This window comes from Kosakonia sp. MH5, assembly GCF_009935945.1.
Taxonomy (GTDB): Bacteria; Pseudomonadota; Gammaproteobacteria; order Enterobacterales; family Enterobacteriaceae; genus Kosakonia; species Kosakonia radicincitans.
In genome coordinates, this window is the sequence record NZ_QODH01000015.1 from 18,830 (window position 1) to 41,593 (window position 22,764).

The following is a 22,764-nucleotide window of genomic DNA, read 5'->3' on the forward strand; positions in this document are numbered from 1 at the left end:
AGTTCGAGATTTACCCCGAGTTTAAGAACCCACACCATTATGAATCTTACCGAATTAAAGAATACGCCGGTTTCTGAGCTGATCACTCTCGGCGAAAATATGGGGCTGGAAAACCTGGCCCGTATGCGCAAACAGGACATCATTTTCGCCATCCTGAAGCAGCACGCGAAGAGTGGCGAAGATATCTTTGGCGACGGTGTGCTGGAGATTCTGCAGGATGGATTTGGTTTCCTCCGTTCCGCAGACAGCTCCTACCTCGCCGGCCCTGACGACATCTACGTATCCCCCAGCCAAATCCGCCGTTTCAACCTCCGCACCGGTGACACCATTTCAGGTAAGATTCGCCCACCTAAAGAAGGTGAACGTTACTTCGCACTGCTGAAAGTTAACGAGGTGAATTTCGATAAGCCGGAAAACGCGCGTAATAAGATTCTGTTCGAAAACTTAACGCCGCTGCACGCAAACTCTCGTCTGCGTATGGAGCGTGGTAATGGTTCGACCGAAGACTTAACCGCTCGCGTACTGGATCTGGCATCGCCTATCGGTCGCGGTCAGCGTGGTCTGATTGTTGCGCCGCCGAAAGCGGGTAAAACCATGCTGCTGCAGAACATCGCGCAGAGCATTGCGTATAACCATCCGGATTGCGTACTGATGGTGCTGCTGATTGACGAACGTCCGGAAGAAGTGACGGAAATGCAGCGTCTGGTAAAAGGTGAAGTGGTTGCTTCTACCTTCGATGAACCGGCTTCCCGCCACGTGCAGGTTGCTGAAATGGTTATCGAAAAAGCCAAACGTCTGGTTGAGCATAAGAAAGACGTTATCATTCTGCTGGATTCCATCACCCGCCTGGCGCGTGCTTACAACACCGTTGTTCCGGCTTCCGGTAAAGTGTTGACGGGTGGTGTGGATGCTAACGCCCTGCATCGTCCGAAGCGTTTCTTCGGTGCTGCGCGTAACGTGGAAGAGGGCGGCAGCCTGACCATTATCGCGACTGCGTTGATCGATACCGGTTCGAAGATGGATGAAGTGATTTACGAAGAGTTTAAAGGCACCGGTAACATGGAGCTGCATCTCTCCCGTAAGATCGCAGAAAAACGCGTCTTCCCGGCGATTGATTACAACCGTTCCGGTACGCGTAAAGAAGAGCTGCTCACCACTCAGGAAGAGCTGCAGAAGATGTGGATCCTGCGCAAAATCATCCATCCAATGGGTGAGATTGATGCAATGGAGTTCCTCATCAACAAGCTGGCGATGACGAAGACAAATGATGAATTCTTCGACATGATGAAGCGCTCTTAATACAAATAAACCTCAGAAACGCCACGTTTTTACGTGGCGTTTTTCATTTCTGGGCTATACGCTATATGCACCAGGACAGGTATTGTCCAACACTGGCGACGGCTGGATGGCGTTTCGAAGGTCAAAACCTTCCATTTGGCTGAAAAGCAAACAATAACGCCTGTGATTGACCTGCATTCTCCTTTTATGGAGTGTAGCAACGTCGTTATACTGCCAGGATCAACATTTGCTGAGAGCATGCATTGTGAGTTTATCCACTGCGATTACTGAATTATTCGGTATTTTCTTGTTTACAACGGTTTTCCTGTTCTTCGCCCGAAAAATGGCGAAGCACGTTGGCCTGGTAGACAAACCTAACTCCCGAAAACGACACCAGGGACTAATCCCATTGGTTGGTGGTATTTCAGTTTACGCCGGGATTTGCTTCACTTTCAGCATCACAGACTACTACATTCCCCACGTTGGTCTTTATCTTGCCTGCGCAGGCGTGCTGGCGTTTGTCGGGGCGCTGGACGATCGTTTCGATATCAGCGTCAAAACTCGCGCAGCTATTCAGACGGTGATTGCCGTTGTAATGATGTGGGCCGGTAATCTCTACCTTAGCAGCCTCGGCTACATCTTTGGATCGTGGGAGATGGTGCTGGGGCCGTTTGGCTATCTGCTTACGCTGTTTGCTGTCTGGGCGGCAATTAACGCATTTAATATGGTAGACGGCATTGATGGCCTGCTCGGCGGCCTTTCCTGCGTTTCGTTTGCGGCGATTGGTATTATTTTATGGTTTGATGGCCAGACCAGCCTGGCGCTGTGGTGCTTTGCCATGATCGCGGCAATTCTGCCCTATATTCTGCTCAACCTTGGCCTGCTGGGGCGGCGTTATAAAGTGTTTATGGGCGATGCCGGCAGCACGCTGATTGGTTTCACCATTATCTGGATTTTACTGGAAACGACTCAGGGTAAGACCCACCCGATAAGCCCGGTGACGGCGTTATGGATTATTGCTATCCCCTTGATGGATATGGTGGCGATTACCTACCGACGTCTGCGTAAAGGTATGAGTCCGTTCTCACCCGATCGTCAGCATATTCACCACCTCATCATGCGGGCGGGTTTCAGTTCCCGTCAGGCATTTGTGCTCATCACGCTCGCTGCGGCAATACTCGCCAGCATTGGCGTCGTGACGGAGTACCTTCATTTTATTCCTGAATGGGTAATGTTGGCATTGTTTTTGCTGGCGTTCTTCTTATACGGTTACTGCATCAAACGCGCCTGGAAAGTCGCGCGCTTAATGAAACGAGTTAAACGCAGAATGCGCCGTCACAGCGCGTCTAAATCAACACTAACCAAGTAAATCCGGGAAAGCGATGACTCAACCATTGTCGGGAACACCTTCAGCGGGTACGGAAAATGAGCTGGATATTCGAGGACTGTTTCGTACTTTGTGGGCAGGAAAACTGTGGATTGGGGGGATGGCGCTGCTGTTTGCATTGATTGCGCTGGCCTGGACTTTCTTTGCGCGGCAGGAATGGAGTGCGACGGCCATTACGGATAGCCCTACGGTTAACATGCTTGGCGGATTTTACTCCCAGCAACAGTTTTTACGTAATCTGGATGTGAAGGCGAATCTGGCGCCTGTCGAACAACCTTCGGTAATGGATGAATCCTATAAAGAGTTTGTTGTGCAACTGGCTTCATGGGACACGCGCCGTGATTTTTGGTTGCAGACGGACTACTACAAGCAGCGTCTGGTCGGGAACAGTAAAGCTGATGCTGCAACGCTGGATGAGTTAATCAACAATATCCAGTACACGCCGGGCGATGCGGCCCGCAATCTGAATGATAGCGTTAAGCTGATTGCTGAAACCGCGCCGGATGCGAACAATTTGTTGCGCCAGTATGTGGCTTTCGCCAGTCAGCGTGCCGCCAGCCATTTAAACGATGAGCTGAAAGGGGCATGGGCCGCGCGTACCATCCAGATGAAAGCCCAGGTTAAACGCCAGGAAGAGGTGGCGAAAGCGATCTACAACCGTCGCCTGCATAATGTTGAGCAGGCGCTGAAGGTGGCCGAGCAGCATAATATTTCGCGTAATGAAACCGAGGTTCCACCCGACGAGTTACCCGATTCGGAACTGTTTATGTTAGGCCGCCCGATGTTGCAGGCGCGCCTTGAGAACTTACAGGCTGTGGGGCCTCAGTTCGATCTGGACTATGATCAAAACCGGGCGATGCTGAATACACTTAACGTCGGGCCTACGCTGGATCCGCGTTTCCAGACTTATCGTTACTTGCGTACACCGGAGGAGCCGGTGAAACGCGACAGCCCGCGCCGTGTTTTCCTGATGATCATCTGGGGTATCGTTGGGGTGTTAGTCGGCGCCGGGGTGGCATTAACACGTCGCCGTATACATTAAGCGACGCCTGAGATGAAGGCGCGGGGCCTTCATCCTCTAAAACAAAGAGAATCGTTGTGAAAGTACTCACCGTATTCGGCACACGACCAGAAGCTATCAAAATGGCTCCGCTGGTACATGCGTTGGCAAAAGATCCTGACTTTGAGGCGAAAGTTTGCGTCACTGCGCAGCATAGGGAAATGTTGGATCAGGTGTTGAGCCTTTTCTCGATTGTTCCGGATTATGACCTGAATATCATGCGCCCCGGACAGGGGCTGACGGAAATCACCTGCGGTATTCTTGAGGGGCTGAAACCAATTCTTGAATCGTTCCGCCCGGATGTTGTGCTGGTGCACGGCGATACGACAACCACCATTGCAGCGAGCCTTGCTGCTTTTTACCAACGTATTCCTGTTGGTCATGTGGAAGCCGGGCTGCGCACTGGCGATCTCTCTTCGCCCTGGCCCGAAGAAGCCAACCGTACCCTGACGGGCCACCTGGCAATGTATCATTTTGCGCCGACAGAAAATTCTCGCCGTAATTTGCTGCGCGAGAACGTTGCCGACAACCATATTTTTGTGACGGGCAATACCGTGATTGACGCCCTGTTCTGGGTGCGCGACAGCGTAATGAATACTTCCGGCCGCTATGAAGAGCTGGCGGTGCGCTATCCGTTCCTTGATGACAACAAAAAGCTGATCCTTGTCACCGGGCATCGCCGCGAGAGTTTTGGTCGTGGGTTTGAACAGATTTGCCATGCGCTGGCGGATATCGCCGCGCAACATGATGATGTGCAGATTGTCTACCCGGTACACCTGAACCCCAACGTCAGCGAGCCGGTAAACCGAATTCTGGGCCATGTTGAAAACGTGAGCCTGATTGAGCCGCAGGATTACCTGCCGTTTTTGTGGTTGATGAATCGCGCCTGGCTAATCCTCACCGATTCCGGCGGTATTCAGGAAGAAGCGCCTTCATTAGGTAAACCGGTGCTGGTGATGCGGGATACGACCGAGCGTCCGGAAGCCATCGAAGCGGGAACGGTAAAGCTGGTCGGCACGAATCGCCAGCGCATTGTGGAAGAGGTCACGCGCCTGCTCCGCGATAACGATGCCTGGCAAGCGATGAGCCATGCGCACAACCCCTATGGCGATGGACAGGCCTGTGGGCGCATTTTGCACGCACTTAAAAACAATCGGATAACACTATGAGCTTTACAACCATTTCCGTGATCGGCCTCGGTTACATTGGCCTGCCTACCGCTGCCGCTTTTGCCTCCCGGCACAAACAGGTCGTGGGAATCGACATCAACTCGCACGCTGTGGACACCATTAACCGTGGTGAAATCCATATTGTCGAGCCAGAGTTGAGTAGCGTGGTCAAAGCGGCGGTGGATGGCGGTTATCTGCGGGCCAGCACGACGCCAGTGGCGGCTGATGCTTACCTGATTGCCGTGCCGACGCCGTTTAAAGGCGAGCACGAACCCGATATGACGTATGTCGAAGCGGCAGCCAAATCCATTGCGCCGGTGCTGACGAAAGGCGCGCTGGTGATCCTCGAATCCACTTCGCCCGTCGGCGCAACAGAGCAGATGGCTGACTGGCTCGCCGCAGCGCGACCGGATCTCACTTTCCCGCAACAGGCGGGAGAGACGGCCGATGTGAACATCGCTTACTGCCCGGAGCGTGTGCTGCCGGGGCAGGTGATGGTAGAGCTGATCAAGAACGACCGCGTGATCGGTGGTATGACGCCGGTCTGCTCGGCGCGCGCCAGCGAGCTGTACAAGATTTTCCTTGAGGGTGAGTGTGTGGTGACCAACTCCCGCACCGCTGAGATGTGCAAACTCACCGAAAACAGTTTCCGCGATGTGAACATCGCCTTCGCTAACGAACTGTCGTTGATCTGCGCCGAACAGGGGATCAATGTCTGGGAGCTGATTCGTCTGGCGAATCGTCATCCACGCGTAAACATTTTGCAACCGGGGCCGGGCGTTGGCGGGCACTGCATTGCTGTCGATCCCTGGTTTATCGTGGCGCAGAACCCGCAGCAGGCGCGGCTTATCCGTACGGCGCGCGAGGTGAACGATTATAAACCTCACTGGGTACTGAACCAGGTTAAAGCCACCGTTGCCGATTGCCTGACAGCCAGCGGTAAACGCGCCAGCGAGATAAAAATCGCCTGCTTCGGGCTGGCGTTTAAACCGAATATTGACGATCTGCGCGAAAGTCCGGCGATGGAAATTGCCGGTGATATTGCGCAGTGGCACAGCGGGGAAACGCTGGTTGTCGAGCCGAATATCCATCAACTTCCGGCAGCGCTGAGCAGCCTTGCGTCGCTGGTGAATACCGCGGATGCGCTGGCGCAGGCCGATGTGCTGGTGCTGCTGGTCGATCACAACGAATTTAAAGCGGTAGAGAGTAGCCGCATCACGCAACGCTACATCGTGGATACCAAAGGCGTCTGGCGCTAAGGCGTAAAGGAGACGAAATGGCAATTCACGGAACGTTAGAAGAGCTGGCCTGGGAAAGCGCCTTTTTTGGTGTGCGCAGTGCGATTGTCCGCCTGCAACCTGCGGCTCCTGCGCTGAGCGTGACGGATTTTAGCGCCTGGGAACGCGTGCAGGTAAAGCTGGCGGCGTCGCAAACCGCACAACTGGACGCCCTGCAAGCGCTTGGCTTTCAACTGGTAGAGGGCGAGATCGACTTTTCGCTGACGGTATCGCCGCAGGGTGTTGATCCCGCTGCCGACGTGGCCACCTCCGACGATATTCCTGAATTACGCCGTCTGGCAGCCGGGATCTTCGTGCAGAGCCGTTTTCGTGCGCCCTGGTATGCGCCTGATGCAAGCGGGCGCTTTTATGCGCAGTGGATAGAAAACGCAGTAAAAGGCGTATTTGACCATCAATGTCTGCTGTTTCGCGGTGAAAATGGCGAAATTGCGGGCTTTGTTTCTCTGCGTCAGCTTAACGGGCAGGAGGCGCGTATCGGCCTGCTGGCCGGGCGCGGCGTCGGAGAAAAATTAATGCAGGCTGCGTGTCACTGGGCGCGACAGCGGCAACTGACTCTTGTGCGTGTCGCGACCCAGCTTGGGAATACTGCGGCACTTAAACGATATATTCAGAGCGGCGCGAACGTGGAAAGCACCGCTTTGTGGTTATACAGGTGACTCTATGATCCCCTTCAATGCACCACCGGTAGTAGGCACGGAAATCGACTACATGCAGTCGGCGATGGGTAGCGGTAAATTGTGCGGCGATGGCGGTTTTACCCGTCGCTGCCAGCAGTGGATGGAGCAGCATTTTCATAGCGCGAAAGTACTGCTGACGCCCTCCTGTACCGCGTCGCTGGAAATGGCCGCGCTGCTACTGGACATTCAGCCCGGTGATGAAGTGATCATGCCGAGCTATACCTTTGTTTCCACTGCCAATGCTTTTGTACTGCGCGGGGCAAAAATCGTCTTTGTTGATATTCGCCCGGATACGATGAATATCGATGAAACCTGCATTGAAGCGGCCATTACCGATAAAACCCGGGCGATTGTACCGGTGCATTACGCGGGCGTAGCCTGCGAGATGGATACCATCATGGATATCGCCAAACGGCATAACCTGTTTGTGGTCGAAGATGCAGCTCAGGGCGTGATGTCCACCTACAAGGGACGTGCGCTTGGCACTATCGGTCATATTGGCTGCTTCAGCTTCCATGAAACAAAAAATTACACCGCTGGCGGCGAAGGGGGCGCGACGTTGATTAACGATCGCGCGCTGGTGGAGCGGGCGGAAATTATCCGCGAGAAAGGCACTAACCGCAGCCAGTTTTTCCGTGGACAGGTGGATAAGTACACCTGGCGGGATATCGGCTCCAGTTACCTGATGGCGGATTTGCAGGCAGCTTATCTCTGGGCGCAGCTGGAAGCGGCAGATCGCATTAATCAGCAGCGCCTGGCGCTGTGGCAAACCTACTATGACGCGCTGTTACCGCTGGCGCGCGCCGGGCGCATTACGTTGCCGACCATTCCGGCAGATTGCGGCCACAATGCGCACATGTTCTACATCAAGCTGCGTGATGAAGCCGATCGCCGTGCGCTGATCGCTTTTCTGAAAGAGGCGGAGATCCTGGCGGTGTTCCATTACATTCCGCTGCATGCGTCGCCTGCCGGGGAAAAATTTGGCGAATTCCACGGCGAAGATCGCTACACCACGGTGGAAAGTGAGCGTTTGCTTCGCCTGCCGCTGTTTTACAATCTGGCGCCGGTTAACCAGCGCACGGTTATCAGCACCCTTCTGAGCTATTTCCGCTGACATGTCGCTGGCAAAAGCATCGGTATGGACTGCGACAAGCACGCTGGTCAAAATTGGCGCGGGCTTGCTGGTGGTCAAACTTTTGGCGGTGGCTTTCGGGCCGTCAGGTGTCGGGCAGGCTGGTAACTTCCGCCAGTTGATTACCGTGCTGGGCGTGCTGGCTGGCGCCGGGATCTTCAATGGCGTGACTAAATTCGTCGCCCAGTATCACGATGATCCGGCGCGGTTGCGTGCGGTTGTTGGCACATCGTCAGCTATGGTGCTGGGCTTCTCAACGCTGCTGGCGCTCGTTTTTTTGCTTGCCGCTGCGCCTGTCAGCCAGGGCTTATTTGGCCATCCTGATTTTCAGGGGCTGGTGCGGCTGGTGGCGCTGGTGCAGTTCGGTATTGCATGGGCGAACTTGCTGCTGGCGGTGATGAAAGGCTTTCGCGATGCCGCCAGCAATGCGCTGTCGCTGATTATCGGCAGCGTGGTTGGCGTGCTGGCCTGGTATCTCTGTTTCCAGCTTGGCGGTTACCAGGGCGCGCTGCTGGGAATGGCGCTGGTTCCGGCGCTGGTGCTAATCCCGGCTGTGTTGCTGCTGATTCGACGCGGTTCGGTGCCGCTGGCGTACTTCGCGCCGCGCTGGGACAACGGTTTAGCCGGTCAGCTCAGCAAATTTACGCTGATGGCGCTGATTACATCGGTAACGTTGCCGCTGGCCTATGTGATGATGCGAAACCTGCTGGCGGCGCATTATAGCTGGGAAGAGGTGGGGATCTGGCAAGGGGTGAGCAGTATTTCCGATGCTTATCTTCAGTTTATTACCGCTTCGTTTAGTGTCTATTTGCTACCTACTTTATCGAGGCTGGCGACAAAACAGGAGATTTCGCGCGAAATCGTGAAATCGCTGCGCTTCGTGTTGGCAGCGGTGGCGGCGGTGAGCCTGACGGTGTGGCTGTTGCGTGATGTGGCGATCTGGCTGCTGTTTTCCGACAAGTTTACCGCCATGCGCGATCTCTTTGCCTGGCAACTGGTTGGGGATGTACTGAAAGTGGGCGCTTACGTCTTTGGTTATCTGGTGATTGCCAAAGCGTCGTTACGCTTCTACATTCTGGCGGAAATCAGCCAGTTCACTCTGCTCACGCTGTTCTCGCGCTGGTTTATTCCCGCGCACGGTGCTGCCGGTGCGGCACAGGCCTATATGGCAACTTACATTATTTATTTCGCCCTCTGTTGTGGCGCGTTTTTGATTTGGCGAAAGAAAGCATGACTGCACTGATTCACGTACTGGGATCGGATATCCCACACCATAACCAGACCGTATTACGCTTCTTTAACGATCATCTTGCTGCGTCGGGCGCGCATGCCCGCGAGTTTATGATTGCCAGCAGCGACACGGAAATAGGTGCGGAATACCCGGCGCTGACGCTGCACTTTTATGCGGACAAAAAGGCGCTGGCGAAAGCCGTCGTTGCGCGTGCAAAAGTGGATCGGCAACAGCGTTTTTTCTTCCACGGCCAGTTCAATTTCAGCCTGTGGCTGGCGCTGTTGCGCGGCGCTATCAAACGCGAGCAATTTTACTGGCATGTCTGGGGCGCCGATCTGTACGTAGTCTCGCACAGCCTCAAATTCCGTCTTTTTTATCCGCTGCGCAGGCTGGCGCAGCATCGCGTAGGCTGCGTTTTTGCCACCCGCGGCGATCTGTCGTGGTACGGGAAACGTAATCCCACGGTGCGCGGGGAGTTGCTCTATTTCCCGACGCGTATGGATCCAGCGCTGAATACCATGGCACATGAGTTGCAGCGGGAAGGTAAGCTGACGATTCTGGTGGGTAACTCCGGCGATCCGAGTAATGAACATATTGCCGCGCTGGAGGCTATCCACCGCCAGTTCGGCGATACGGTGAATATCATTGTGCCGATGGGCTACCCGGCCAATAATGACAGCTATATCGATGCGGTAAATCGTGCCGGTCTGGCATTATTCAGCGCCGAAAACCTGCGTATTCTGCGTGAGAAAATGGCTTTTGATGACTATCTGTCGCTGCTCGGGCAGTGTGATTTGGGTTATTTTATTTTTGCCCGCCAGCAGGGGATCGGTACGCTCTGTTTGCTGATTCAGGCCGGGGTGCCGTGTGTGCTTAACCGGGAAAACCCGTTCTGGCGCGATATGGTGGCCGAAGATATTCCGGTGCTGTTTACCGGTGATGCGTTGAATGAGACGGTGATTCGCGAAGCCCGGCGGCAATTGATCGCGGTGGATAAAAACGCCATCACCTTCTTCAGTCCAAACTATATTGCGCTCTGGCATAAGGCGCTGCGCAATGCTGCGGGGATCGCCGGATGAGTCCACTTGAGTTTTGCGGTCTGTTGATCCTCTGGCTGGTGGCAACGCTGTTTATCGCCACGCTAACCTGGTTTGAGTTCCGCCGGGTTCGGTTCAATTTTAACGTCTTCTTTTCACTGCTCTTTTTGTTGACGTTTTTCTTTGGGTTCCCGCTCACCAGCCTCCTGGTGTTCCGCTTCAATGTCGGCGTCGCGCCGCCGGGCGTGATGATGCAGTCGCTGCTGGCCGCGGCCTGTTTCTACGCGATTTATTATGTGACGTACAAAACCCGATTGCGGGCGAAAAGCGAGCAGGTATCGCGCCGCCCGCTGTTTACCATTAATCGGGTCGAGGCGCATCTGACGTGGATCATGCTGATGGTTATCGCGCTGGTCAGCGTGGGCATCTTCTTCATGCACAACGGGTTTTTGCTGTTCCGTCTGCAATCCTATAGCCAGATCTTCTCCAGCGAAGTTTCCGGTGTTGCATTGAAACGCTTCTTTTATTTCTTTATTCCGGCCATGCTGGTGGTCTATTTCCTGCGGCAGAGCGCGCAGGCATGGCTGTTTTTCCTCGTCAGCACCGTCGCATTTGGTTTGTTGACGTACATGATCGTCGGCGGCACACGCGCCAATATTATTATCGCTTTTGCTATCTTCTTGTTTATCGGCATTATTCGCGGCTGGATTTCGCTGTGGATGCTGGCAGCGGCGGGCGTGCTGGGGATTGTCGGGATGTTCTGGCTGGCGCTGAAGCGCTACGGGCTTAATGTCAGCGGTGATGAAGCCTTTTATACCTTCTTGTATCTGACGCGCGATACCTTTTCTCCCTGGGAAAATCTGTCTTTGCTACTGCAAAACTACGACAAGATCGATTTTCAGGGACTGGCGCCGATTGTGCGCGATTTCTACGTTTTCATCCCTTCCTGGCTGTGGCATGGCCGCCCGAGTATTGTGTTGAACTCGGCGAATTATTTTACCTGGGAAGTGCTGAATAACCACTCAGGGCTGGCTATCTCTCCGACGCTGATTGGATCGCTGGTGGTGATGGGCGGTGTCTGGTTTATTCCGTTCGGTGCGGTGGTGGTGGGTCTTATCATTAAGTGGTTTGACTGGGTGTATAAACTTGGCAATCGGGAAACAAACCGCTATAAAGCGGCGATCCTGCACAGTTTCTGCTTTGGCGCTATCTTCAATATGATCGTGCTGGCGCGTGAGGGACTGGATGCTTTCGCTTCCCGCGTGGTGTTCTTCCTCGTCGTTTTCGGTTTCTGCGTGCTGGTGGCGAAACTGCTGTACTGGTTGTTCGACAGCGCTGGCCTGATACGTAATCGCAGTGCGCGCGCAGTGAACCCCCTTTCCCAGGTGTAAAAAGGAATAACATGACGGACAAGACGGCTGCGCCGCTGTATGACCTGCGCGGTCTGAAACTCATCGGCTGGCGCGATATGCAGCACGCGCTGGATTACCTCTATGCTGACGGAGAAATCAAACGCGGCACGCTGGTGGCGATGAACGCCGAAAAACTGCTGACTGTGGAAGACGATCCCGTGGTGCGTGCGCTGATCGAGGCGGCAGAGTTTAAATATGCTGATGGTATTAGCGTGGTTCGCTCTCTGCGCAAGAAATTTCCGCAGGCGCAGGTCTCACGCGTTGCCGGTGCCGATCTCTGGGAACATTTGATGATGCGTGCCGGGCAGTCAGGTACGCCTGTATTTCTGGTGGGGGGAAAACCGGAGGTGCTGGCGCAAACCGAGCAGAAACTGCGCGCGCAGTGGCAGGTCAATATCGTGGGTAGCCAGGATGGTTATTTTACGGCGGATCAGCGTGAGGCGCTGTTTGCGCGTATCAGGGACAGCGGAGCGAAAATTGTCACCGTTGCGATGGGATCGCCACGGCAGGAGATTTTTATGCGTGACTGCCGCGCTGTTTACGCCGATGCCTTGTTTATGGGCGTTGGCGGGACGTATGACGTCTTTACCGGACATGTAAAGCGTGCGCCGAAGATTTGGCAGCAACTGGGGCTGGAGTGGCTCTACCGGTTGCTTTCGCAGCCTACGCGGCTCAAACGCCAGCTCCGTTTACTGCGTTATTTACGCTGGCACTACAGCGGAAAATTCTGACCTCATCAGGCAGCGTTTCACGCTGCCGCTTTCCTTCCAGCTGCTGTTTTATTGTGCATCGGGTCGATTTTTCTTATACATCGTTTGCCATTTCCCGCAATTTAAGAAACCATTCGCTCACTCATTTGCAGTGCCACGGCGTTTTTGCGCCAGCCATTTCCGGGCCGGTGCAGCATGGCCTGTTATGAGCTGAGGAAAAACTCATAACAATAGCCCGCGGAGCGGGTAAGAAAGAAGCAAACACAACAGAGGATTTATGGCTGAAAATAAACCGGAGCTTCAGCGCGGTCTGGAGTCTCGTCACATCGAATTAATCGCCCTGGGCGGCACCATTGGCGTGGGGTTGTTTATGGGGGCCGCCAGTACGCTGAAGTGGGCGGGCCCATCGGTATTGCTGGCGTATATCATCGCCGGTCTTTTCGTCTTTTTTATCATGCGCTCAATGGGCGAGATGCTGTTTCTTGAGCCGGTAGCCGGTTCCTTTGCCGTTTACGCGCATCGTTATATGAGCCCCTTCTTCGGCTACCTGACGGCCTGGTCCTACTGGTTTATGTGGATGGCCGTAGGGATCTCGGAAATTACTGCCATTGGCGTTTATGTCCAGTTCTGGTTCCCCGAGCTTGCTCAATGGATCCCCGCGCTGATTGCGGTAGCGCTGGTGGCGCTGGCCAACCTTGCGGCCGTGCGTCTTTATGGTGAAATTGAATTCTGGTTTGCCATGATTAAAGTCACCACCATCATCGTGATGATTATTGTTGGCCTGGGCGTGATCTTCTTCGGTTTTGGCAACGGCGGTCATTCGATTGGCTTTGGCAATCTGACAGAACATGGCGGTTTCTTTGCCGGTGGCTGGAAAGGCTTCTTAACCGCGCTCTGTATCGTGGTCGCCTCTTACCAGGGCGTTGAGCTTATCGGTATTACTGCCGGTGAAGCCAAAAACCCGCAGGTAACGCTGCGTAGCGCGGTCAGCAAAGTGCTGTGGCGTATCCTGATTTTCTATGTGGGTGCCATCTTTGTTATCGTCACCATCTTCCCGTGGAATGAAATCGGCACCAACGGCAGCCCGTTTGTGCTGACGTTTGCCAAAATCGGTATTACCGCAGCGGCAGGTATCATCAACTTTGTGGTGCTGACGGCTGCGCTCTCGGGTTGTAACAGCGGCATGTACAGTTGCGGTCGTATGCTTTACGCGCTGGCGAAGAACCGCCAGTTACCGTCTGCGGTAGCGAAAGTGTCAAAAAGCGGCGTTCCGGCAGCGGGTGTGACCATTTCTATTATTATTCTGCTGATCGGTTCGTGCCTGAACTACATTATTCCTAACCCGCAGCGCGTGTTTGTTTATGTCTATAGCGCCAGCGTATTGCCGGGAATGGTGCCGTGGTTCGTGATTCTGATTAGCCAGATGCGTTTCCGTAAAGCGCACAAAGCGGCGATTGCCACGCATCCGTTCCGCTCGATGCTGTTCCCGTGGGCGAACTGGCTGACGATGGCGTTCCTGGTGTGCGTGTTGATCGGTATGGGGTTCAATGACGATACTCGTATGTCGCTGTTTGTCGGCATTATCTTCCTTGCCGCAGTAACCCTGGCATATAAGGTATTTGGCCTCAATCGACACGCGGTTACACAGCAGGTGGGTGAATAAGAGGCAAAATGCGCAAAGCATAACCAAACGCGCATTTTCTTAAAAAAAGCACTAGACAGCCGCGCCCGAAGTCCGTACTATCCACCCCCGCAACGGCGCTACGCGCCCGTAGCTCAGCTGGATAGAGCGCTGCCCTCCGGAGGCAGAGGTCTCAGGTTCGAATCCTGTCGGGCGCGCCATTTAAACCCGGCGCTTGAGCTGCGGTGGTTCGTGATTCGTCATGATACCGCGTGAAAAGATTTACAGTGGTGGCTATAGCTCAGTTGGTAGAGCCCTGGATTGTGATTCCAGTTGTCGTGGGTTCGAGTCCCATTAGCCACCCCATTATTTAGCAGTACAAGTTTCGTGGAATGCGAAGGTGGCGGAATTGGTAGACGCGCTAGCTTCAGGTGTTAGTGTCCTTACGGACGTGGGGGTTCAAGTCCCCCCCCTCGCACCACAACTTAAATTGAACAAAAAATTCAAAAAGCAGTAAAAACGGCGAGTAGCGCAGCTTGGTAGCGCAACTGGTTTGGGACCAGTGGGTCGGAGGTTCGAATCCTCTCTCGCCGACCAATTTTGAACCCCGCGAAAGCGGGGTTTTTTGTTTTCTGCGTTCCTTTAATTCCCGCTTTTTCTGCCTGTTGTTTATCGACGACAACCTCTTTCCACACTGTCGCCTGCGGGAGACATCTAATCTATTGAATTCAAATAAATAATATAATTCACCCGGTAAATGTCGTTCTGCGGCGACAAATTGTGACGACGATCGCGGTGAAGAGGGTGGCAGGATGTCCTGAGAGGGTTGAATTTATTGGGTTATTAAAAGTTTGCACTGTGTTCCATTTGAGAGTGCAAGCCTGGCATGATACGTGCAATAATATTCATGTAGATGCTCATTCCATCTCTTATGCTCGCCTTCTGGCTTCATAAACTCAGGAATGATGCAGAGCCGTTTACGGTGCTTATCGTCCACTGACAGATGTCGCTTCGGCCTCATCAAACACCATGGACATAACGTTGAGTGAAGCACCCATTAGTTGTCAAAGACCTGTTTTAACGCCTGCCTGAGCTTTCCGGCAGGCGTTTTTTTTGGCTGGCCGTCAGGCCGGAGGGTTATTTTGCAGCGTTAGCAGCAGACCATCACGGCGCATGAGCGCGGCCTCTTCCGGCTGATGCATGCGATCGAGACAATCTGCCAGCCAGGCGTAATCGAACGCATCCGGGCGCTGTTTCAGCGCTGCGCGGAAGGCCAGGCTTGCTTCCTGCCATTCACCATGTTTCAGCAGCGACTGGCCCAGCGTACTCCACAGCAATGGACGATCGCCCTGCGCTTTAATCTGCTGGCGCAGAACTTTTTCGATCTGCTCCGGATTATTGGTTTTCAGCCGCGGGATCACCATCACCAAACGATCGTCATACTGACGTTTCAGGCCATCAAGAATAATTTCCTGTGCAGTATCGTGATCGTCACACTCGATCAAGTGCTCGGCGATAGCCACCTGTAGCGTTACCTGCTGACGGGTTTTACGGCTCTGGTTTTTCCACCAGCTTTTCAGACCTTCGCTGCCCTGATCCGCACGCGCCTGATCCATCATGCCAATCCATGCCTGCTGTTGCAGAACATCGCGATGATCATCGTCGCCGACATCGGCTTTCGCCATCGAAGGGATGATATCCAGCAGAGAAGTCCATGCGCCGGTGCGAATATAGGCCTGTTCAGCCAGGCGCAGCACTTCCGGATGACGCGGGGTGATCTCCAGCAATTTATCCACGCCATGACGAGCTGCATGATTTTCGTTGCGCGCCAGTTGCAGACGTACTCGGGTGATTTCCACCGGGATGGGATCGTTTTCCGCCAGCTCTGCTGCGCGCTCCAGATGCTGGTTGGCGCGGGCTTCATCACCGCGTTGCTGCGCCGCTTCGGCCGCCAGCAGGTAATTAACCACGGGCTGCTCGGCGTGATCGGCATTTTTCGACATCAACTTTTCAACTTGCTGATAGTCGCCTTCCGCCAGCTTGAGCAGCGCTTGCTCCGTCTGCTTGCGCGCGCGACGACGCTTGCGGCCCACAAACCAGCCACGGGTATGCGCGCCAGTGCGGAAAATGCGACGCAGCACCCATTCGAGGGCAAAGATCACCACCAACGCCAGTACCAGAATGATCACTAAACCGGTGACGCTGGTTTCAATGTTATAATTATCGGTCTGGATCAGCACGTAACCCTGATGCCCGGCAAGCATAGGGCCGAGTACGATCCCGGCGATCAACAGCGCAAAGAGCAATAATACTTTCAGCATGCTTATTCTCCCTGCGCTGCGGCCGCATTGGCCGGCGCCTGTTCAGACGTCACGGCAGGCTGCGCCAGAAGATTGCGTACGCGGGTTTGCATTAATTTTTCCAGGATCGGCTGGCTTTGCAGGGATTCCGGTAAATTCATGGCGATCGTCTGCTGGCTCAGCTTATCTACTTCCTCAAGGAAGGATTTGGTGGCCGCATCGTCGGTGTCGTAGTACGCGCGTACCCAGGTAGAAACATTATCCAGCGCCTGCTTGTAGGTCTCTTCCTGATGACGCGGAACGGCTTGCGCGGCGACGAGCAAACGTGAACGGATGTTTTCACGCAAATAGATATCCTGATTCGGCGCGAGCAGCGGTACTGCCGTTTCATCGCGACGGCGGATAGTGATAAAGCTGTCCATAAAGTTCTGCCAGCTTTTTTGCAGATTGACGCGCCATTCGCTGATCGAGCCGGAGAGCTCGCTGCTGTCGTCGTCCATCGGTGAATCATCATCGTTATTATCCGCAAGACGCAGATTATCGATTTGATTCGAAAGCTGGTTCAGATTGAGGATAATGCCGTCGTAATCCACCTGCGTGATGGCCGACAGGCTGCCGATATCGTCAGTGATGGCGCGACGCGCGGTAATCAGGCTTGGATCGTTCATATCCGCCAGGCTGGCGTCGGCGCTCTTCAACAGCGCGGCAGCGGTGGTGACATCCTGATCGCTCCACAGCTTGCGGCCCGCCAGTTTCACCAGGAAATCAGCCTGCGCCAGTTGCCAGGTTTTAGCATCAGAACCGGAGATGGTCGCCACTTTCTGCTGCACTTCATCAAGCTGCTTCGCCAGTACATCGTTCTGACGTTTGGCGGCATCAAGCTGGTCTGCCTGTTGTTTAATCACGCTTTCCAGCTCTGCGCGCTGCTTATCCTGCGATTGCTGTAAGGCGATAACCTGGTTGGCGATCTCGCCATTATTGCTATGCAGTGTCTCCACTTGCTGTTTTACCCAGCCATAAAGCCCGGCACCTGACGCCAGCGCAATGGCGATGGCGATCGCGCTGAGCGCAAGGCTGGTCCTGTTAGCGCGTCTATTCTTCTCTGCTTTCTCCGGCGGCGGCGTTGCGCCGTCAGCCGCTTTGGTCTCTTCGACCACGGCGGAGGAGTTTTCTTGTTCCGTCATTATGGCTTCCCATTATGAGAGTTATTGTAATGCGCGAAGCAGCGCATCGTTGTCGGCATTGTCAGCGACCCGAATGTCCTGCCAGCCCAGTTCCCGGGCGAGGTGCGCCAGACGCTCGCTCGCCACAACCAGGCGGCAGCGAAGTAGCCAGTTTTCCCGATACCAGGGGGGAATAAGTGAAAACAGTTGCTGCATCATTTCGCCGCTGGTGATCACCAGTGTCGTCACGCCACGCGTATGCCAGCGCATCGCTTCTTCAGCACCGTCATAAAATATTGCACAGCGTTGATAACATTCGCAAAATTCAACTTCAGCACCGCGCGCCGCCAGCGTTTCCACCAGCACTTCGCGCCCACCATTACCCCGTAAGATTAGCGCATGCTTACCCTGAACACTTTGTAATTCAGGTAATTGTAGCAACACTTCACTGATTTCCCGATCGTGCGGATAGCGCACCTCAATGCCGCTGACGGTATGCAACGCCAGCGCTGTAGTGCGGCCGATAGCGAAATAGTGAGTCTGAGGAGGAAAGCGCAAACCAAGCTGCTGTAAATGGGCGTGAGCAAATGTCACCGCATGTTGCGACAGGGCAAAAACCATATCGTCTGCGGTTAGAGCAGCAAGCCGCGCGGGTAATGAAGCGAGCTCGCGGCCTGGCGTAAATTCGATTAACGGAAAGCTCCAGGCCACCAGCCCAAGTGTGCGCAACCGGCTGACTAATTCTTCTCCGGCTGGAGATGGGCGAGTGACCAGAATGCTCATGCAGGTGCGTCTCCGTTATAAACCTCATCCAGAATGGCGCGGGCACCATTCTCCAGTAGCTCTTCCGCCAGCGAGATCCCCAGTTGTTCCGCATCTTCCGGTTTGCCGCGGCGTTCACCGCGTACCTGGATTGAACCGTCTGGCGAACCTACCAGCCCGCGCAGCCAGATCTCGCCGTTGATCAGTTCAGCATAGCTGCCAATTGGCACCTGGCATCCACCTTCAAGACGGGTATTCATCGCCCGCTCGGCTTTAACGCGCACGGCAGTGTCCTGGTGATTCAGCGGTTCGAGCAGCGTGCGCGTGCGTGTGTCATCGAGGCGGCATTCGACGCCGACCGCGCCCTGACCGACTGCCGGTAGCGAGGTTTCCGGCGGCAGCGCCATGCGTACGCGTGAAGCCAGACCGAGGCGATTAAGGCCTGCAACAGCGAGGATAATGGCGTCATATTCACCGTTATCCAGCTTGCTCAGGCGGGTACCGACGTTTCCGCGCAGGGAACGGATCACCAGATCCGGACGTCGTTCCGCCAACTGGCACTGACGGCGTAAACTGGAAGTGCCCACAATGCTACCGCGTGGCAGTTCGTCCAGCGAGGCATAACGGTTCGACACAAACGCATCGCGCGGATCGTCGCGCTCGCAAATGGTCACCAGGCCAAGCCCTTCGGGGAAATCCACCGGCACATCTTTCATTGAATGCACAGCGATATCGGCGCGGTTTTCAAGCAGTGCCAGCTCAAGTTCTTTCACAAACAACCCTTTGCCACCCACTTTCGCCAGTGGCGTATCAAGGATCACATCGCCGCGGGTGACCATCGGCACCAGTTCTACAGTCAGCCCCGGGTGGCTCGCTTCAAGGCGTTCCTTAACGTATTGTGCTTGCCAGAGCGCAAGTGGGCTTTGCCGTGTGGCAATTCTTAAAACATTGTCTAACATGCTTGTTACCGTCATTATCGTCCGCTGACCATCCTAACATTGTTGCATTAGGGTGTCAGTGTTCGCGGTGGATTGCCGGGGGAAGTGAAGGCTTCATCCCGCAATACAGGCGCAGCGCGGGCCGTAATTAAGAATTTACAAAGTGTGTTTGATGCTACACTGGTTTGTAGCGCATCTTTCTTTACGGTCAATGAGCAAGGTGTTAAATTGATCACGTTTTAGACCATTTTTTCGTCTGTACCCCTATAAAGATAAGGGCGAAAAATGGCAACGGCGACTTTGGATTTTCTGTAAACATCAGGCGATATGTCTTGTACCTCTATATTGAGACTCTGAAACAGAGACTGGATGCCATCAATCAACTGCGTGTGGAACGCGCGCTTGCTGCCATGGGGCCTGCTTTTCAGCAGGTCTACAGTCTGCTGCCGACATTACTGCACTACCATCATCCGCTGATGCCGGGTTACCTTGAGGGTAACGTTCCGCAGGGCATTTGCCTTTACACGCCTGATGAAAACCAACTTCACTATCTGAACGAACTCGAACTGCACCGTGGTTTGCCGCCGCAGGAGTCGCCAAAAGGCGAATTACCGATCACCGGCGTTTACTCTATGGGTAGCACGTCATCCGTTGGGCAAAGCTGCTCTTCGGATCTGGACATCTGGGTATGTCATCAATCCTGGCTTGATAACGAAGAGCGGCAACTGTTGCAGCGAAAATGCAGCCTGCTGGAAAGCTGGGCCGCGTCGCTGGGCGTGGAAGTGAGCTTCTTCCTGATTGATGAAAACCGTTTCCGCCATAACGAAAGTGGCAGTCTCGGCGGCGAGGATTGTGGCTCGACGCAGCATATACTGTTGCTTGACGAATTTTACCGCACCGCCGTGCGTCTTGCCGGGAAACGTATTCTTTGGAATATGGTGCCGGGCGATGAAGAAGAGCATTACGACGACTACGTAATGACGCTTTATGCGCAGGGTGTGCTGACACCAAATGAGTGGCTGGATCTCGGCGGCTTAAGTTCCCTTTCGGCGGAAGAGTACTTCGGCGCCAGCCTTTGGCAGCTCTATAAAAGTATCGATTCCCCATACAAAGCAGTGTTGAAAACCCTGCTTCTGGAAGCTTATTCCTGGGAATATCCCAACACGCGCCTGCTGGCGAAAGATATTAAACAGCGTCTGCATGATGGCGAGATCGTCTCCTTCGGTCTTGATCACTACTGCATGATGCTGGAACGCGTGACGCAATATCTGGTTGCTATCGAAGACACCACCCGTCTCGATCTGGCGCGTCGATGTTTCTACTTAAAAGTGTGCGAAAAGCTCAGCCGTGAACGCGCTTGTGTCGGCTGGCGTCGTGAAGTGATCGCGCAGTTGGTAAAAGAGTGGGGCTGGGACGATGCGCGCGTAGCTATGCTGGACAATCGCGCCAACTGGAAAATCGATCAGGTACGCGAAGCGCACAATGAGCTGCTCGATGCGATGATGCAGAGCTATCGCAATCTGATCCGTTTCGCTCGCCGTAATAATCTGAGCGTTTCCGCCAGCCCGCAGGATATCGGGGTGTTGACCCGTAAACTGTATGCCGCCTTTGAGGCGTTGCCGGGCAAAGTAACGCTGGTGAACCCGCAGATTTCACCGGATCTCTCCGAACCCAATTTAACCTTTATTCATGTTCCGCCAGGCCGCGCCAACCGCACTGGCTGGTATCTGTACAATCGCGCGCCAAACATGGACTCCATCGTCAGCCATCAGCCGCTGGAATATAACCGCTATCTGAATAAGCTGGTGGCCTGGGCTTGGTTTAACGGGTTGCTGACCTCGCGCACGCATCTGTTTATTAAAGGCAATGATGTGGTCGATCTGGCGAAGCTGCAGGAGATGGTGGCGGATGTATCGCATCACTTCCCGCTGCGCCTGCCTGCGCCGACCCCGAAAGCACTCTATAGCCCGTGCGAAATCCGTCATCTGGCGATTATCGTCAACCTGGAGTACGACCCGACTGCGGCGTTTCGTAACCAGGTGGTGCATTTCGACTTCCGTAAGCTTGATGTCTTCAGCTTCGGCGAGCAGCAAAACTGCCTCGTCGGAAGCGTGGATCTGCTCTACCGTAATTCGTGGAATGAGGTGCGTACGCTGCATTTCAACGGCGAGCAGGCGATGATCGAAGCGCTGAAAACGATTCTCGGCAAAATGCATCAGGATGCGGCGCCGCCGGACAGCGTTGAAGTGTTCTGCTACAGCCAGCATCTGCGCGGCCTGATTCGAACCCGCGTCCAGCAACTGGTTTCTGAGTGTATTGAGCTGCGTCTTTCCAGTACGCGTCAGGAAACCGGTCGCTTTAAAGCGCTGCGCGTGGCGGGTCAGACCTGGGGGCTGTTCTTTGAACGCCTGAATGTGTCGGTACAGAAGCTGGAAAACGCGATCGAGTTTTATGGTGCGATTTCGCATAACAAACTGCATGGCCTTTCCGTGCAGGTTGAAACCAATCACGTCGAATTACCGGCGGTGGTGGATGGTTTTGCCAGCGAAGGGATTATTCAGTTCTTCTTTGAAGAGACCGGTGAAGAAGGCTTTAACATCTATATTCTGGATGAGAGTAACCGCGCTGAAGTCTATCATCACTGTGAAGGCAGCAAAGAGGAGCTGGTGCGGGATGTAAGCCGTTTCTACTCGTCATCGCATGACCGCTTCACCTACGGTTCCAGCTTTATTAACTTCAACTTGCCGCAGTTCTATCAGATTGTGAATACGGAAGGGCGTGCGCAGGTGATCCCGTTCCGCAATCAGGCGATCAGCACCGCAACACCGGCGAATCAGGACAGCGACGCGCCGCTGTTGCAGCAATATTTCTCGTAATACGTGCCGGATAAATCATTAACACCTTATCCGGCGCGTAATATTAACGAAAAGTCACCGTTTCGCCCGCTTGCTGCGTGGCGGCCTGTTCCAGCAGATCCCAGAAGGTTTCGCCGCTGCGATCGCAAACCCAGTCGTCACCCTTGAGATCGAAATGGTAGCCGCCCTGTTTGGTCGCCAGCCACACCTGGTGCAGCGGTTCCTGACGGTTGATGATGATTTTGCTGCCGTTTTCAAAGCTAATGGTTAAGACGCCGCCGTTGATTTCGCAGTCGATGTCGCTGTCGCCATCCCAGTCATCAAGGCGTTCTTCGATGGTGAGCCACAGGCTGTCGGCGAGGCGATGAAATTCACTGTCGTTCATTCTGCTTTCCTGTTTTTTATGATGGCAGCAGTATAACGCGAAACATTTCCCGATGCCCTAAACCAGCAAACTCTTGCTTTTGTGTCTTCTCCTGCGATGATAGAAAGCAGAAAGAACGAACTTACAGGCAACTCATAATGAAAGATGTGTTTCGCGCGATGGCCGTACTGCTGACTCTGTTCAGCCTGACGGGTTGTGGTCTGAAGGGGCCGCTCTATTTTCCTCCTGCGGATAAAAACGCGCCGCCGCCAACCAAAACGCAAACCAGCACGATCCAGCCGAGCACTCCGGATAGCAACGATCGTGGTGATGACGGCTCTCCGAGCCAGGTGAATTACTGACGCTACCG

19 protein-coding genes and 4 tRNA genes are annotated in these 22,764 nt (G+C 54.3%); 18 read left to right on the forward strand and 5 right to left on the reverse strand.

Going from position 1 to position 22,764, the window contains the following annotated elements; all coding sequences use genetic code 11:
• Positions 1 to 39 precede the first annotated feature (39 nt).
• The 16 genes from rho to DK872_RS24875 all read left to right on the forward strand — a co-directional run bounded on the left by rho (position 40) and on the right by DK872_RS24875 (position 14,609).
• Positions 40 to 1,299 carry a transcription termination factor Rho gene (gene rho / locus DK872_RS24800; RefSeq protein ID WP_004386383.1) on the forward strand — a complete coding sequence of 420 codons (1,260 nt, stop codon included), beginning with the start codon at positions 40 to 42 and terminating at the stop codon, positions 1,297 to 1,299.
• Between the two features lie 244 nt (positions 1,300 to 1,543).
• Positions 1,544 to 2,647, forward strand: coding sequence for a UDP-N-acetylglucosamine--undecaprenyl-phosphate N-acetylglucosaminephosphotransferase (wecA, locus tag DK872_RS24805; RefSeq protein WP_007369185.1), 1,104 nt, complete (start codon positions 1,544 to 1,546; stop codon positions 2,645 to 2,647).
• 13 nt (positions 2,648 to 2,660) lie between these two features.
• Positions 2,661 to 3,707, forward strand: coding sequence for an ECA polysaccharide chain length modulation protein (wzzE, locus tag DK872_RS24810; RefSeq protein WP_035889550.1), 1,047 nt, complete (start codon positions 2,661 to 2,663; stop codon positions 3,705 to 3,707).
• 56 nt (positions 3,708 to 3,763) lie between these two features.
• Positions 3,764 to 4,894: a non-hydrolyzing UDP-N-acetylglucosamine 2-epimerase gene (gene wecB / locus DK872_RS24815; RefSeq protein WP_071531955.1), complete on the forward strand. Its 1,131-nt coding sequence runs from the start codon at positions 3,764 to 3,766 to the stop codon at positions 4,892 to 4,894.
• The gene (gene wecC / locus DK872_RS24820) at positions 4,891 to 6,153 is read left to right on the forward strand and encodes a UDP-N-acetyl-D-mannosamine dehydrogenase (protein ID WP_071921776.1); all 1,263 of its coding nucleotides are present in this window, start codon (positions 4,891 to 4,893) and stop codon (positions 6,151 to 6,153) included. The genes wecB and wecC overlap by 4 nt, the downstream gene beginning before the upstream one ends.
• A 17-nt stretch (positions 6,154 to 6,170) precedes the next feature.
• A complete protein-coding gene (rffC, locus tag DK872_RS24825) occupies positions 6,171 to 6,848 on the forward strand; it encodes a dTDP-4-amino-4,6-dideoxy-D-galactose acyltransferase (RefSeq protein WP_007369181.1) in 678 nt (225 codons plus the stop codon).
• A gap of 4 nt (positions 6,849 to 6,852) precedes the next feature.
• Entirely contained in the window at positions 6,853 to 7,983 is a 1,131-nt protein-coding gene (gene rffA / locus DK872_RS24830) for a dTDP-4-amino-4,6-dideoxygalactose transaminase (protein ID WP_007369180.1), read from the forward strand.
• 1 nt (position 7,984) lies between these two features.
• Positions 7,985 to 9,235, forward strand: coding sequence for a lipid III flippase WzxE (gene wzxE / locus DK872_RS24835; protein ID WP_079517128.1), 1,251 nt, complete (start codon positions 7,985 to 7,987; stop codon positions 9,233 to 9,235).
• Positions 9,232 to 10,311 (forward strand): TDP-N-acetylfucosamine:lipid II N-acetylfucosaminyltransferase, encoded by a 1,080-nt coding sequence (locus tag DK872_RS24840; protein WP_161518933.1) that lies wholly within the window; start codon positions 9,232 to 9,234, stop codon positions 10,309 to 10,311. The genes wzxE and DK872_RS24840 overlap by 4 nt, the downstream gene beginning before the upstream one ends.
• Positions 10,308 to 11,660 carry an ECA oligosaccharide polymerase gene (wzyE, locus tag DK872_RS24845; protein WP_007369177.1) on the forward strand — a complete coding sequence of 451 codons (1,353 nt, stop codon included), beginning with the start codon at positions 10,308 to 10,310 and terminating at the stop codon, positions 11,658 to 11,660. Before DK872_RS24840 ends, wzyE begins: the two co-directional genes overlap by 4 nt.
• 11 nt (positions 11,661 to 11,671) lie before the next feature.
• Positions 11,672 to 12,412 carry a lipopolysaccharide N-acetylmannosaminouronosyltransferase gene (wecG, locus tag DK872_RS24850; protein ID WP_007369176.1) on the forward strand — a complete coding sequence of 247 codons (741 nt, stop codon included), beginning with the start codon at positions 11,672 to 11,674 and terminating at the stop codon, positions 12,410 to 12,412.
• A 256-nt stretch (positions 12,413 to 12,668) separates the two neighbouring features.
• Positions 12,669 to 14,054, forward strand: a complete 1,386-nt coding sequence (locus DK872_RS24855) for an amino acid permease (RefSeq protein ID WP_035889546.1) — start codon at positions 12,669 to 12,671, stop codon at positions 14,052 to 14,054.
• Positions 14,055 to 14,156: 102 nt separating this feature from the next.
• A tRNA-Arg gene (locus DK872_RS24860) sits at positions 14,157 to 14,233 on the forward strand.
• A 69-nt stretch (positions 14,234 to 14,302) separates the two neighbouring features.
• Positions 14,303 to 14,378 (forward strand) — tRNA-His (locus tag DK872_RS24865).
• 28 nt (positions 14,379 to 14,406) lie between these two features.
• Positions 14,407 to 14,493: transfer RNA gene (locus DK872_RS24870), tRNA-Leu, on the forward strand.
• Positions 14,494 to 14,532: 39 nt separating this feature from the next.
• Positions 14,533 to 14,609, forward strand: a tRNA-Pro gene (locus tag DK872_RS24875).
• A gap of 527 nt (positions 14,610 to 15,136) precedes the next feature.
• Here the strand turns inward: DK872_RS24875 and hemY are convergent.
• The 4 genes from hemY to hemC are packed head-to-tail and all read right to left on the reverse strand — an operon-like array spanning position 15,137 to position 19,196.
• Positions 15,137 to 16,333 carry a protoheme IX biogenesis protein HemY gene (gene hemY / locus DK872_RS24880; RefSeq protein WP_007369173.1) on the reverse strand — a complete coding sequence of 399 codons (1,197 nt, stop codon included), beginning with the start codon at positions 16,331 to 16,333 and terminating at the stop codon, positions 15,137 to 15,139.
• A 2-nt stretch (positions 16,334 to 16,335) separates the two neighbouring features.
• The gene (gene hemX / locus DK872_RS24885; RefSeq protein WP_079517125.1) at positions 16,336 to 17,496 is read right to left on the reverse strand and encodes a uroporphyrinogen-III C-methyltransferase; all 1,161 of its coding nucleotides are present in this window, start codon (positions 17,494 to 17,496) and stop codon (positions 16,336 to 16,338) included.
• 21 nt (positions 17,497 to 17,517) lie between these two features.
• Positions 17,518 to 18,258, reverse strand: a complete 741-nt coding sequence (gene hemD, locus DK872_RS24890; RefSeq protein ID WP_035889544.1) for a uroporphyrinogen-III synthase — start codon at positions 18,256 to 18,258, stop codon at positions 17,518 to 17,520.
• The gene (gene hemC, locus DK872_RS24895) at positions 18,255 to 19,196 is read right to left on the reverse strand and encodes a hydroxymethylbilane synthase (protein WP_007369170.1); all 942 of its coding nucleotides are present in this window, start codon (positions 19,194 to 19,196) and stop codon (positions 18,255 to 18,257) included. Before hemC ends, hemD begins: the two co-directional genes overlap by 4 nt.
• Positions 19,197 to 19,507: 311 nt before the next feature.
• Here hemC and cyaA point away from each other — a divergent pair, with 311 nt between their 5' ends.
• Entirely contained in the window at positions 19,508 to 22,051 is a 2,544-nt protein-coding gene (gene cyaA, locus DK872_RS24900) for a class I adenylate cyclase (protein WP_161518934.1), read from the forward strand.
• A gap of 43 nt (positions 22,052 to 22,094) precedes the next feature.
• Here cyaA and cyaY read toward each other — a convergent pair whose 3' ends face one another.
• A complete protein-coding gene (cyaY, locus tag DK872_RS24905) occupies positions 22,095 to 22,415 on the reverse strand; it encodes an iron donor protein CyaY (protein WP_007369168.1) in 321 nt (106 codons plus the stop codon).
• A gap of 137 nt (positions 22,416 to 22,552) precedes the next feature.
• Between cyaY and DK872_RS24910 the strand changes: the two genes are divergently transcribed.
• A complete protein-coding gene (locus DK872_RS24910; RefSeq protein ID WP_007369167.1) occupies positions 22,553 to 22,756 on the forward strand; it encodes a lipoprotein in 204 nt (67 codons plus the stop codon).
• Positions 22,757 to 22,764 lie beyond the last annotated feature (8 nt).